At 41.6% G+C, this 13,567-nt stretch carries 9 protein-coding genes and 1 pseudogene; all 10 read left to right on the top strand.

Annotation, left to right across the window (positions count from 1 at the left end; genetic code table 11):
* Positions 1-584 precede the first annotated feature (584 nt).
* Positions 585-749, top strand: a pseudogene (locus tag NW747_RS10320) (glycosyltransferase); the annotation flags it as partial.
* Between the two features lie 203 nt (positions 750-952).
* Positions 953-2,629 (top strand): PIG-L family deacetylase, encoded by a 1,677-nt coding sequence (locus NW747_RS03160; protein WP_273187977.1) that lies wholly within the window; start codon positions 953-955, stop codon positions 2,627-2,629.
* A gap of 150 nt (positions 2,630-2,779) precedes the next feature.
* Entirely contained in the window at positions 2,780-3,985 is a 1,206-nt protein-coding gene (locus NW747_RS03155) for a glycosyltransferase (RefSeq protein WP_273187976.1), read from the top strand.
* Between the two features lie 104 nt (positions 3,986-4,089).
* Positions 4,090-5,118, top strand: coding sequence for a glycosyltransferase family 2 protein (locus tag NW747_RS03150; protein ID WP_273187975.1), 1,029 nt, complete (start codon positions 4,090-4,092; stop codon positions 5,116-5,118).
* Positions 5,119-5,146: 28 nt separating this feature from the next.
* Positions 5,147-6,352 carry a glycosyltransferase gene (locus NW747_RS03145; protein WP_273187974.1) on the top strand — a complete coding sequence of 402 codons (1,206 nt, stop codon included), beginning with the start codon at positions 5,147-5,149 and terminating at the stop codon, positions 6,350-6,352.
* Between the two features lie 67 nt (positions 6,353-6,419).
* Complete coding sequence (locus tag NW747_RS03140) at positions 6,420-8,015, top strand: O-antigen ligase family protein (RefSeq protein ID WP_273187973.1); 1,596 nt, start codon at positions 6,420-6,422, stop codon at positions 8,013-8,015.
* Positions 8,016-8,209: 194 nt separating this feature from the next.
* A complete protein-coding gene (locus NW747_RS03135) occupies positions 8,210-9,388 on the top strand; it encodes a glycosyltransferase (RefSeq protein ID WP_273187972.1) in 1,179 nt (392 codons plus the stop codon).
* Positions 9,389-9,428: 40 nt separating this feature from the next.
* Positions 9,429-10,661: a nucleotide sugar dehydrogenase gene (locus tag NW747_RS03130; RefSeq protein ID WP_273187971.1), complete on the top strand. Its 1,233-nt coding sequence runs from the start codon at positions 9,429-9,431 to the stop codon at positions 10,659-10,661.
* A gap of 341 nt (positions 10,662-11,002) precedes the next feature.
* The gene (gene istA / locus NW747_RS03125) at positions 11,003-12,580 is read left to right on the top strand and encodes an IS21 family transposase (protein WP_273185725.1); all 1,578 of its coding nucleotides are present in this window, start codon (positions 11,003-11,005) and stop codon (positions 12,578-12,580) included.
* Positions 12,577-13,332, top strand: a complete 756-nt coding sequence (locus NW747_RS03120) for an ATP-binding protein (RefSeq protein ID WP_273185728.1) — start codon at positions 12,577-12,579, stop codon at positions 13,330-13,332. Before istA ends, NW747_RS03120 begins: the two co-directional genes overlap by 4 nt.
* Positions 13,333-13,567 lie beyond the last annotated feature (235 nt).

The raw sequence follows: 13,567 nt of genomic DNA, 5'->3' as shown, positions 1-13,567 counted from the left end.
GGTCAATTTTTAACGTAAAAGGTAATACGATGTAACGTAAAAGGTAACGTGAATATGTTGAATTCAGTCGGCAGGCCTGCAATTTCATAAAGTATTTTGAGGCTGATTCAAGGCGAAAATAGTAAATGAAGTAAAAAAGCGATAACATATGATTGGTTATAATATATTCGTTATCTTGTTCCGTTGACCTATTCGTCATCCTCTTACTATTAAATCGCATTTTTCTTCCGTGTAGTCTGTAATATGCTATAATGATTAAAATGATAAGGAGGTTTTTTACGATTTCAGGGATAGATAAGTCTTTATAAATAAAATCGGAGAGGGAACGGGTAGCTGATGGTATATTAGATTTTTTATTGTGTTCCAGAAGTTATGGCATGAGAAATAACCGGAAAAAATAATTTTGAGCTTTTTAAATACGTTATGATATATGAGCGTGATGTTACACGCAGTAATAACGTGTAGAAGCTTTTGCCAATCTAACTTCCGACTTTCCGAATTGGATTTTGGAATTCTTTGAATCTGAAAGGGTGCCCTATGTAAACCATATGAGAAAATGGATAGAATGACATCATCTTTCTCACGCTATTCATATGAATGGGGAAATAAATCATGTGGAAGATGTGTATGCAGTGGTGAATATTTTCTGTATTCCAAGCAGGGAAGGGAAATTTCCACTTGCTTTGTCTGAATCCATGGTATCGGGCCTTCCGGTAGTTTGGATTTTATGCCCGTACCATCGTGAGTGACTTGATAGAGAATAAAGAAAGCGGATTTCTTGTTTTCTGCTTTATTGATGAATTGGTTGAAGTTTTAAAAGAGCTGACAAGTCGTCCTGATAATTGAAAACAATGGGTGATACAGGAAGAAAGGCCATGAAATAGTATTCATTTGAGTATATTTGGAATCAGTGAAAAATTGTATTATAAAAAGAAGTGAAAGGCGAATTTAAATGAATCATTCTTCTTTTACCTATAAAAATGTATTTAAAGGCCATGATGTGATGATATTTATCCCTCATGAAGATGATGAAATCAATGTGGCAGGAGCGACAATTTACGGTTTGAGGCAAGAAGGATTCCGCGTTATCTGTGTTTTTGCAACAAATGGAGATAGGAGTTTTTTAGCCGAAACAAGAATTCATGAGGCAGCTGCAGCTTTGAAAATGCTTGGTGTCTCTTACGAAGATATTATCATTCTGGGTTACCCCGATGGGGGTTTGGATGCAGCAAGGTCTCCATATGCTCATGGATTAGTTCATGCGGTAACCATTGATGGACATAATAGAACCTATGGCATTACAGATAAAGAAGATTTCTCTATGGCAGAATTTGGGGAACACACGCCTTACACACGGAAGGGGTTCCTTGGAGATATAGAAAGCTTGCTTCGCAAGTACCAGCCGTCTAACATTATAGCGGTAGACCTTGATTCTCATCCAGATCACAGGGCCTGTTCTATTACTTTTGAAACAGCGATGGGACATATTTTAAATGATGAAAAGAATACATACTTTCCAGTTGTGTTAAAAGCATTTGCTTACAATACAGGATTTGAATCCGTTGTAGACTTTAATAGCCTGCATTTTTATTCCACAAAATTTAACAGAGGACGGCTTGCAGACCCATCTTTTGAAACGGACAATCCGGTATACCATTGGGAAGAACGAATTCGAGTTCCTGTACCGGAGCCCTGCCGAGATCCGGTTTTATCAAAAAATCTGATATATAAGGCACTCCGGTGTCATTTATCACAAAGGGCCTTCCTTAAAGCAAATCAGATTATTAACAGTGACCAAGTATACTGGATTCGCCGCACAGATAATCTAGCCTTTTGCGGCAGGACGACTGCATCTTCAGGCAATGCTGATGCAGTTCATGATTTCAAAATGATTGATGTGAAGAATATTGCAGACAAAAAGCTTGTGTTTGATACATGCATATGGGAGCCTGTTTTTTCTGATAGAGAAAAAAGTATTACTATTCATTTTTATAAGCCGCAGAATATTTCTGTCATTAAACTATATGGCAATGTGAATAGGGAAAGTCGTATTTTGGAGGGGCAGCTGTTGTTCAGTAATGGGTATTCCGTGAAGACGGGGCCGTTGAAACATAATGGGCAGGCAACGGATATTCCCATAGAACCGCAGAATGATACTGAGTGGATAACTTTTCGGGTATTACAAACAGAGGGCCCACATCCGGGGCTTACAGAGTGGGAAATTTTTGATCGTCCTAGCCCAGATATGCATATTTGCAAAATACTTGTCAATGGAGAATTTGCCTATCACTGGGATATGTATCCGGGAGAAGCAGCAGAGGTGGGGCTCTATACCTATCCGGATGATATGCCGGTTGTATGGAAACTGAATGATGTTGAAATGACGCTGGATAAACTCAATAAAATGATTGCGGCTGGAATTTTGACTTCGAGAATCCAGGCAGTCAGCGTGCAAACTGGAGAAATTTTAGATGAAGTATATCTTCGCAAAGCGTCTATTTTTGATAAGGTAAAAGAATGTTATTACAGATTTCCGCGTAATCGTCTGCGTAGGTGGATAGATAGGCAGAAAATTGCACGTAAACATCACCAGCTAAGGTTGATGAAACGAAATAGTTTGAGACATTAATGCTATTTGTGATCTATGCAATGGCTTATAATGGCTTATTTATATTATTTTGGCGCTACTTTGCTTTAGCGAATGAAAAATGTTTCCCTTGAGGAAGCTGGTTGAAGGATAACAGGTTTGATGGAAGACACTTTTTGGGGAATTTAATCTATGAAAATAATGATGGCTTATTTTGAGAAGTTTGTCCATGTCAGTGGTGGCATTGAACATATGTTAAGTAAATTGGCAAATGAGTTTGTTAGCAGGGGACACCAGGTTGACATTGTTTATTGTTATGGTGAGTCGGGCAAATGCTTTTATCCGTTGGACGATTCTATCAAGCTGCATAATCTAATGGCTATTCATCCGGAGAAATGGAAAGACCCTCAGCTTAGTCAGTGCATATCAGGCAAAACGAAATTTATTCGGGAAATTATCAGGGCTTTTAATCCTGGAAAAGGCAGGGACTATAATGAAGCCGCAAAAGGAAAGCTGATTGCTGGGGAAATCCGGCAGGTTGTAGATGAAATAAAGCCTGATGTTATTATTTCATTACGCTACGAAACAAGTAATTATCTAATTAATTCAGCGAAGGTAACGGTGCCGGTTATTACCCGGTCTTTCCTGGATCCGGCGGTTATGCTAAAAAATGCACCAAGGGGTGAGATTACTGCGCTGCAGAAAAGTGCCGTGGTTCATGTTCTGCAGAAACAGGATATAGCGGTCATGAAGAAGCTTTGTCCTGGTGCCAATGTGGTTTGGATTCCCAATCCTGTCCCGCAATATGATGAACAGGCTGATTTGAAGAGAAATAAAAAGAAATATACGATTATCAATGTGGCTAGATTGAATAAAGCTCAGAAGCGCCAGCATTTGATTGTTCAGGCTTTTGCTAAATTGGCCAAAAACTATCCGGAGTGGCAGGTAGAACTTTGGGGTGGTGAGAATGATCCCCGCCATGGGTATGGAAATGAATTGAAAAATTTGATTAATACTGAAAATCTCTCAAATCAGGTTTATCTGAGAGGGGAGACGCATGAGGTTTTAGAAAAAGAACTTAATGCTGATATATTCTGCTTTCCAAGTGCTTATGAAGGATTTCCTAATGCCCTGGCAGAAGCAATGAGTGCTGGCCTTCCGCCTATTATTTGCAAAAGCTGCCCTTCAGCTGGAGCATTGGTCGAAAATGATGTTAATGGTATTATTTGTGATGATTCTATAGAGGGCATTGCGAGTGCGTTAAAAATACTTATGGATTCTAAGAAACTTAGAATCCGGCTTGGGAATCAGGCAAAAGAGGAGATGAAACAGTATCGCCCAAGAGATGTGTTTGATATGTGGGAAAATACAATAAAAAAATGCTTAGAGCACGGTTAATTATATTGCTCTTTTATTTCTGAAATCTGTTGTGGTGTGGCTGTCAACATACTTCTGATATGTTGCTTTTATGTTGTGAGACAATTTATAGGGGATCTTTATTTATGGAGAATAGTTTAGTTACTATTATTATTCCGGTTTATAAGGTAGAAAAGTATATTAGGAGATGTGTTGATAGTGTGTTAGCGCAGTCACATCAAAATCTGCAGATTATTTTGGTTGATGATGGATCACCAGATAATTGCGGGAAAATCTGTGATTCATATATGAAGAAGGATTCCAGAGTTAAAACGATTCATCAGCCAAACGGTGGGTTAAGCATAGCAAGAAATACGGGCTTAGAATATGCCTTGGGGGAATTTGTTTATTTTCTTGATTCAGACGATTATCTTGCACCAGATGCCATAGAAATAATGGTTCGTTTAGCAAATGAAAATCATGCAGATATTGTTATGGCTGGGCATAATCGGGTAGAAGCAGATGGAGATATCCACTGTGATTCATCGAATTGGCCCTATTTACAAACTACAGGTGAAATAAAAAAAGCTATTTTAGTCAATGATATTCCTAATTTTGCATGGGGTAAACTGTATAAGAAAGTTTTGTGGGACAATTATCGCTTCCCTGAACATATTGTTATGGAAGATATGTATGTAGTGGCCTTTGTTTTTTATAAGGCAGAGAACATCGTTATTACATCACAACCTTTATATTTCTACAGCAATGAAAACTCCGGCAGTATCATGAGAGGGAGAAACAAAGATTATATCCGTCTCCATTATGGACAGTACCTTGGTTGGAAACGTCATGAAGAATTGGCCAGGGATGTGAGCCCGGATGCGATTCCCACCTGTGCCCAAAAGGCTGTCCATGCAGCAGTTAGGGCGCTGTCTTTGGATGCTGGCGTAAGTATGCTGAATAAAGAAGAAGTTAAAGATGCCAGACTGTTCTTGGAGTCTGAAGAAAATTGTCATCTGACTACAGCGGAGAAAGTGGTTAGATGGCTTATCCTTTCAAATAGTTTTTTACTACCAGTGATTGGTTCTATTCAGAGGGTAATTTTGGAACGACAGATTAAGAAGCGCGTTCAAAAAATTGAGCAAAAAGCATATAATAGGAGAAAACTCAGCTGAGAAATGTTGTTTAAACAAAGGGGATATTATGAGAATTGCAATTGCTCATTTCGGGACACATTATGTACAAATGGCTGGTGGGGTAGAAAAGGTTACTTGCAACTTAGCAAATGCTATGGTTGAAAGAGGGCATGAAGTAACCATTTTATACCGGGCTGGTTTGGAGGGAACGGCCTATTTTCCGCTTGATAAAAGAGTTAAAGAGGTTAATATTCTATTTAAAAATCATCAAAAGATTATTTCTGAAAAATTGCCGGGATATTTACGAGTCTACCGCGAGGTTATTCGACTTTTTAGCCAACAACGGGCACAGGGAATCAATGCAGTCTATAAAGGAAAGCAATATGGGCCTGCAATAAGGGAATATCTTAAAGAGAATCCGGCAGATGTTATATTATCCTGTTCTATTCCATCCACAAAATATGTAATTGCAGATGCAAAGAGCAATATTCCAGTGGTGGAAATGATTCATTCACATCCTAAGGTTCAGTTTCCTGATTTATCAAAAGAAGAAATTGCGGCAGCTAATCAGTGTAAAATGATGCAGATTCTTCTTGAATCCGGGCTTCCAATAGCAAAAAAATATTTTCCTAGCTTACCAATAGTAGTTATAGGAAATCCGGTATTCCCGGCGAAAAAAATGGCACATCCTGGTGATCAGAAGGATTGTTATAAAATCATATGTGTCGGACATATCAGCGGGACAAAACAGCAGCTTATGCTGGCGAAAGCTTTTAAAATGTTGGCAGATAAGTATTCGAACTGGATCGTAGAACTTTGGGGGACTCCAGGTAATTTGTATCAGAAAGAATTGATAAAGTGGATTAAGTCTAATCATTTAGAAGATAGGGTTTTACTTAAGGGGAGGACAAATCATATTGATGATATATTGGAAAAAGGCGATATATTTTGTCTCCCCAGCAGGGGCGAGGGCTTTCCTCTTGCACTGTCAGAAGCGTTGGCAGCAGGTATACCATCAGTCGGATTCAATGATAGTACTGGCGTTTGTGATTTAATTCATGATGGGGTCAATGGCTTTTTGCCTAATCGCTCAGTAAATGAACTGGCAGAAGCTTTAGAACGATTAATGGCCAATCCAGTACTTCGAAAAAAGATGGGGCAGAACGGAATTGAAGACATGAAAGCCTATGATCCTGATATTATTTATAATAAATGGGAGAATTTATTACAAAAAGTAGTAGATGAAAATTCTAAAGTGAAATCTAATTACTGATGAAGAATAGAATAAAAGATACTAATATTGTTGAGAATTTGCAATGGTATGGATTTGGAGAAAATTTATGACTCAAAATAGGTTAGTTCTCTTTGAAAGAGTTACATTATTATTGCTAATTATTACGTTACCCTTTAATGGGCTTCCTAAACAGTTCTTTTTGTCTTTTTTGGGAAGGGATTTGACAAACTCCTTCTTTACGTTAGGAATGGCCCTGCTTCTGATTGAATTTGCCAAATATAGATTTTGTATTCCGAGAAAAGCAATCATATATTTTGCTGCTTTTTATGGATGGTATATTTTCTGCCTTGCACTGGGCTTGACCTTTTATCCCTATGACCAGTCATTTATGGCTGTACAGTCAGTTTCGATTCAGCATTCTTTGCAGCATTTTAACTGGTTGATTTCAGCAGATGCGCAGTGGCCGTATAAGATTATTTTTTTCTTTGAGAATGCTTCTCGCATATTGAGACGAGATGCTCAATTCTGTTTGATTGCATTTTGGGTGTGGCATCTTTATCGAGATAATTGGAAAAAGGGATTTGAGGATATCAAAAAGGCAGTTCTAGCTCTTGTCCTCCTTTTGGGAGCATATTCAGTTGTTGAATTATCTTGGCTCAAGTTTGACAGCAAAACTGCAGAAAAGATCCTAATAGCCATAAACTCTAATTTGTATGCTCGCGCATCAGAAAATGTATGGTGGCCGCCTCTTTTATGGCCGGGACGCCTCAGAAGTCTACTAAGGGAGCCATCATTTTTTGGGATTCTTAGCGCATTCTTGCTTCCGTTTCTATGGAGCTGGATGGGAGAGAAAAAGCACAAAGGTTTATATGGGATTCTTATTGGATATTTTTGTCTTATGATTGCGGCGACTAATTCGCGGACAGCTGTTTCTGTTACTGCTTTTGAGCTGCTGCTTTTAGCTTTGTCCATAACATTTGTTCGTACTGCTGATTACACACGTAAAGGGATTACTGTTATTTGCATTTGTCTATGTGGCTTTGGATTTAACCTGATTAACTTTAAATCAGCTGATATACAGGTTGTCCCCAAAGTATCAGCGGCGGAGACAGTACAAGTAAATAAAAAAGGGGATGGAGTGTCTTCTAAGGGAAGAGAGATTTTTATGTCTCCACGGAATTATTTTGAAAATAATATCGGTAGTGTTGCATCTACAGATAAATTTTCTAATAATGCAAGACTGGCAGTAGTGGTGACTGAGTTAAATGTTATTAGACAGCATCCTATCACCGGTGTCGGTAAGAATCTTAATGCTGGGTATATGTTAGATTCACTGCCAAACTTTGCTTATCAGAACGCTGAGGTAAAAAGTTGGATTGATGGGATATTGAAGAGCGATGAAAAAATTTACCTGATTAGGGACGCTTTTCCGGATCTGAATATCTATACCTCTATAGGAGTCTCGTGCGGCATACCAGGGATATTACTATATACTGGATTTATGATTTATCCATTAATCAAATTGGTGAGGCATAGAAAACAGTTACGCAGCAATCCGTTAATTATCCTTATTGGAATCAGTCTTTTAGGACTTGCCATATCCGGATTCAGCAATAAGGAATATTCTAATTGTATGGGGATTCCAATAGGTTTACTTTGTTGTTGTCTGACAGATTTTGAGTCGAATGGAAAAAAAGAATGACTTTGGATGGAACTTACCATTTGGCTTTTTAACAGCAACGGAATTTAGCAGATTAATTATTGATCGATGATGATAGGTCAGGGATTTTAGTGGTTAACTGGAAAGATACTACTTCTAGATCAATGATTGTATAGCTAAAATCATGCAGGCCAATGAAAGCGTAGAAAGAAATATTAATTGGGGAGAGTAATTTAATGAATATTATGATGGCGTATTTTGCTAATTTGGCAGAAATGTCAGGGGGACTTGAACGTACCTTATGCCAGTTGTCCAATGCACTAAATGAGCGAGGACATAATATATTAATTGCGGTTTATAATGATAGAAATGCTCCGCCATTTTATCCATTAAATTCTTCTATACGGGTTATAGATTTGAATAATCAACATTGTTCAAGGAAATTGGGATTGAAAGATAAGATTTCAAGGGAATGGTATCGATTGTGGGGGAAAGAATCATTTTCCCGATGGAAAGGAAGACAGAGAGCCGGTCTTTTACCAAGATTCCGAGCCCTTTATGAAGAGGAGCAGCCGGATATTATTTTGTCTTTTAATCATCAGACATCAGGTGAGTTGTACGAGGCAAATATTCATTCTCCGGTTATTTCTTTATTTAGAAACGACCCGGATAATTTATGCCCGCAAATGTCTAAAATAGAAAAAGCGGGGGTAGAGCATTCTGCATGTATACAAGTACTTTTGCCTTATTTTGCCAAGTCTATAAAAAAGTATATTAATAATTCTCATATTATGTATATACCTAATGCAATACCGCAGTTTACTCGTAAAGCTTATGATGATAAAGAAAAGACAGTGCATACAATCTTAAATGTAGCCCGTATCAACCCAAAACAAAAACGCCAGCATCTTTTGGTTGAAGGTTTTGCCCGAATTGCTCCAAAGTACCCGGAATGGAATTTGAAAATCTGGGGAGGAGGAAATGAAGGGAAATATGTTGAAAAAATGAAGAAATTCATTCATTCTAAAAATTTAGATGACAGAATTTTGTTTATGGGCAGAACACATCAAGTCGAAAATGAATATTATAAGGCCGATATATTCGGCTTCTCCAGTTCCTATGAAGGTTTTCCTAATGCTTTGGGTGAAGCCATGTCGTCTGGGCTGCCCTCGGTGGTCTGTTCGGATTGTACTTCTACTTGTGAACTTATTTCAAATGGATATAACGGACTTATAGCAGAGCCGTCACCTGAGGATATAGCTCGAAAGTTAGAATGTTTAATACAGAATAAAAAGGAAAGAATTGGGCTGGGTAAAGCAGCTGCGCTGACAATAAAAGAATATTCGCCAAACAAGATTTGGAATCAGTGGGATGATGTTATTAAGCAGGTGGTTCAAGAATATAAAAGTGAATAAATTTAATTTCAGGTGATTATTTCAGAAAGGAGATTCTTTCATGAATATAGCAGTTGCAGGAACCGGTTATGTGGGGCTTTCTTTAGCCACCCTTCTTTCGCAGCACAATCATGTGATGGCGGTGGATATTATTCCGGAGAAGGTGGACATGGTGAATCACCGGAAGTCGCCTATCCAGGATGAGTATATAGAGAAGTATCTGGCGGAGAAGGATTTGGATCTTACCGCCACCATGGATGCGGAGGCGGCGTATAAAGATGCGGAAATTGTGATTATTGCCACGCCCACCAATTATGACAGCCAGCGGAATTTCTTTGATACGTCTTCCGTGGAGGCGGTGATCCAGCTGGTGATGAAGTATAATCCTGACGCCATTATGGTCATCAAGTCCACCATCCCCGTAGGATATACGAAGGAAATCCGGAAGAAGATGGGGTCGAAGAACATCATTTTCAGCCCGGAGTTCCTGCGGGAGAGCAAGGCTCTTTATGATAATCTCTATCCCAGCCGCATCATCGTAGGTACGGACTTGAAGGATCCCCGGCTGGTGAAGGCGGCTCATACTTTTGCCCGTCTTCTGCAGGAGGGGGCCATCAAGGAGAATATTCCCACCCGGTTCATGGGATTCACGGAAGCAGAGGCGGTGAAGCTTTTTGCCAACACTTACCTGGCCATGCGTGTTTCCTATTTCAATGAACTGGATACCTATGCGGAAATGAAGGGGCTGGATACCCGGGAAATCATTGACGGTGTGTGCCTGGATCCAAGAATCGGGGAGTTTTACAATAATCCGTCCTTCGGGTATGGCGGTTATTGCCTGCCGAAGGATACGAAGCAGCTTCTGGCCAATTACCGGGATGTACCGGAAGATTTGATCGAGGCCATTGTAAAATCGAACCGCACCAGAAAGGATTTCATCGCCAATCAGGTACTGGCGAAGGCAGGCTATTACCATGATGGCAGCAGCTATGATGCGGCTAAGGAAAAGCCTGTAGTAATCGGCGTGTATCGCCTCACCATGAAATCGAACTCCGATAATTTCCGCCAGAGCAGTATTCAGGGGGTTATGAAGCGTATTAAGGCCAAAGGGGCAGAGGTTATCATTTACGAGCCTACGCTGGAAGATGGCACCACTTTCTTCGGTAGCCTGGTGGTGAATGATATGGAGAAGTTCAAGAAGGAGAGCTGTGCTATCATTGCGAACCGCTATGATGAAGTGCTGGATGATGTGAAGGATAAGGTGTATACCCGGGATCTCTTCGAGCGGGACTGAATCAGAGGAATTTGAGGGGCGGTCAGACTATCAGACTGACATGGGGCCTGGAAATGTATCCCCGTTTACGGCAAGTCACGTAGAGCAGGGAGATCTCGGGGGTTCGTTTCGCTGCATGAGTATTCCGCAGTAGGTGTACCGCCTGTCCGCCAAGGTGTACCGTTTGTCCGCCGAGGTGTACCGCTTGCCATTTTTAGGTAACTTCTTGAACTATTGGTGTACATGCCAGCTGAAATACTCCTAAATTCTTTTAATAAATATATTAATATATGGCTTCCTGCCATAGAATGAAAACAGGGACGTAGTATTTCCCTTTGTTCTATGAAAGGAGGCCTTTTAATATGGCCAATTTTGCCAGGATCCGGCTCATCCTGGAGCTCCATGACCGCGGAATGTCTCAAGATGAGATTTCCCGCTCCCGTCACATGTCGAGGAGTACGATTACTACCGTACTGCGAACAGCGCGGAAGAAGGGCATCACTTATGCGGGCATCCGCAAGCTGGATGATGCAGCACTACAAAAGCTCTTCTTCCCTGACCGACCGGAAGGTTCAGACATGTACGAGCTGCCGGATTACGAATCCATCCATAAAGAGCTCAAGAAGCCGGGTGTGACTCTTTCATTGCTCTGGACGGAGTATCGTGACAGGTGTCACCAGAATGGAAACATTGCTGTAGGGCATACCAAGTTCTGTGAGGATTACGGCCGGTACTGCACAACCCATGACCTGACCAATCATCTGGAGCATAAGCCCGGAGCCCAGTGCGAGGTCGATTGGAGCGGGCCGACCATGCAGATCATCGACCGTGATACCGGCGCGACCATTTCCGTGCATCTCTTTGTTTCCTGCCTCACATACAGCAGGTATGCCTACGTGGAGGCCACGCTGGATATGAAGATGGATACATGGCTCCGGTGCCATGTCCACATGTACGAGGCATTTGGCGGCGTTCCTGTGCGGACAGTCTGTGACAATCTCAAAACCGGCGTTGTGAAGCATCCCAAAGAGGGTGAAGTGGTTCTCACCGACGCCTATGAGGCACTTGGGCTTCATTATTCAACTGCTATTATGCCTGCCGGTGTGCGGAAGCCCAAGCAGAAAGCATCCGTGGAGAATACGGTTGGAAATATTGCCACCGCTATCATCGCCCGTCTTCGCAATAAGGTTTACTTTACTCTTGGCGAGCTGCAGAAGGATGTAGTAACTGCTACAGATAAGTACAACCGGCAGCCCTTCCAGAAAAGGCAGGGAAGCCGCTATGAAGTATGGCTGGACGAGAAGAAATATCTCCGGGCTCTTCCACGAGCTCCTTATGAAATCGCCGCGGTTATTCTGGGAAGGAAAGTATATCCCAATTTCCACGTTTCCTTTAAGAAAAACTGGTACTCCGTTCCCTACGTATACCGCGGGCAGTCCGTGGACATCCGTTACACCGACAAACTTGTGGAAATCTACTGCGGAAACCGGCGTATTGCCTCCCACATCAGATTTCCTGACTACATGACCAACCACTATTCCACACGCCCGGGAGATATGCCGGATGAATTCAACCAGCCGGAAATGGACAAAGATCGCATCTGTGCCTGGGCCGGGAAAATCGGACCGTGTACGTCGGAAGTCATCAGGAGGATCTTTGACAGTGTAACCATAAAAGAGCAGGGCTATAATGCTTCATTGGCCGTTCTGCATCTCAGTCAGAAATATCCGAAGGACCGCTTCGAGAATGCCTGCCAGTATGCTTTAGCCCACACAACATCGCCCCGCTACAACTATCTTAAAGCTGTATTGGGGAACAATCAAGACAAAATCCTGGACGGCGTACATTCCGCCCGTTATGAAAATACCGGAAAACACAGTATTTCCGAAAAAGGCGCTTACATCCGCGGCGCAGACTATTATGGAGGAAAGACAAAATGATCAATGAAGAAACACAGCGGAAACTCCGCAACATGAAAATGGAACCTCTGGTAGAAGCCCTGCAGAACCAGCAGAGTGATCTGGAATCTTATGCCCCTTTGGACTTCGATTCGAGGCTGACACTGGCCATCGATGAATGCTATTCAGTAAAATTGGATGATCGCATCCGGAGGCTGACGCATATTGCTAAGTTTCGCTATCCTGATGCCGATGTTCACACCCTTATCCTGCAGGGAAGAGGTTTCAGCCGCGAAGAAATCCTGGGCTATGCCAGCTGCGGTTACATTGAACGCCATAAGAATCTGATCATCAACGGATTTACCGGAGTAGGAAAGACCCACCTCGCCTGTGCTTTAGGGAAAGAGGCCTGCCGCCATCTGTACAGGGTCAAGTATTTCCGCATGCCGGAGCTTATGGAACAGTTCAATTATGGAACCGAAGTCGGACGGAGCGTGGCCAGCATTGTAAAGAAGTTCTCCGGCTACGATCTCCTCATCATCGACGAATGGCTTCTCGAGATGCCGACGGAAGTGGAGCAGCAGTATCTTCTTGAAATCTTGGAAAACAGGTACGATGCCCATTCTACTATTTTCTGTTCCCAGTACAAAAGCTCAGAATGGTATCCGCGCCTCGGTGATGGGGTTCTGGCCGATGCGATTATGGACAGAATCATTCACAATGCCTACCACATCAATTGCGGATCAATGAATATGAGAGAATATTTGAATAGCACCGATGCGAAAAATGACTAAATTATTTTAACATCATAACCTAAAGAATAAGCGGTACACCTTGGCGGATAAGCGGTACACTTTCCGCGGAAAGGCGGTACCGCTTTTTCGGATAGGCGGTACACCTGTTGCGGAATATTCAGCTGCACTCGAAATGACGAGGCGCGGGGAGATTTCTCGGTTTCGCCTTGCTCGAAATGAGGGGGCAGAAATGGATATTTAACCAAAGAGGCATCCTGTTTTTCAGGATGCCTCT

The sequence above is a fragment of the Dialister succinatiphilus genome (genome assembly GCF_928721695.1).
Classification (GTDB): domain Bacteria; phylum Bacillota; class Negativicutes; order Veillonellales; family Dialisteraceae; genus Dialister; species Dialister succinatiphilus.
This window is presented reverse-complemented; position numbering and strand designations above follow the sequence as displayed.

What these genes read in the sequence shown, in the direction of transcription:
- NW747_RS03160 (WP_273187977.1), top strand. Translation starts at nt 953, where the DNA reads ATGAATCATTCTTCTTTTACCTATAAAAATGTATTTAAAGGCCATGAT.
- NW747_RS03155 (WP_273187976.1), top strand. Translation starts at nt 2,780, where the DNA reads ATGAAAATAATGATGGCTTATTTTGAGAAGTTTGTCCATGTCAGTGGT.
- NW747_RS03150 (WP_273187975.1), top strand. Translation starts at nt 4,090, where the DNA reads ATGGAGAATAGTTTAGTTACTATTATTATTCCGGTTTATAAGGTAGAA.
- NW747_RS03145 (WP_273187974.1), top strand. Translation starts at nt 5,147, where the DNA reads ATGAGAATTGCAATTGCTCATTTCGGGACACATTATGTACAAATGGCT.
- NW747_RS03140 (WP_273187973.1), top strand. Translation starts at nt 6,420, where the DNA reads ATGACTCAAAATAGGTTAGTTCTCTTTGAAAGAGTTACATTATTATTG.
- NW747_RS03135 (WP_273187972.1), top strand. Translation starts at nt 8,210, where the DNA reads ATGAATATTATGATGGCGTATTTTGCTAATTTGGCAGAAATGTCAGGG.
- NW747_RS03130 (WP_273187971.1), top strand. Translation starts at nt 9,429, where the DNA reads ATGAATATAGCAGTTGCAGGAACCGGTTATGTGGGGCTTTCTTTAGCC.
- istA (WP_273185725.1), top strand. Translation starts at nt 11,003, where the DNA reads ATGGCCAATTTTGCCAGGATCCGGCTCATCCTGGAGCTCCATGACCGC.
- NW747_RS03120 (WP_273185728.1), top strand. Translation starts at nt 12,577, where the DNA reads ATGATCAATGAAGAAACACAGCGGAAACTCCGCAACATGAAAATGGAA.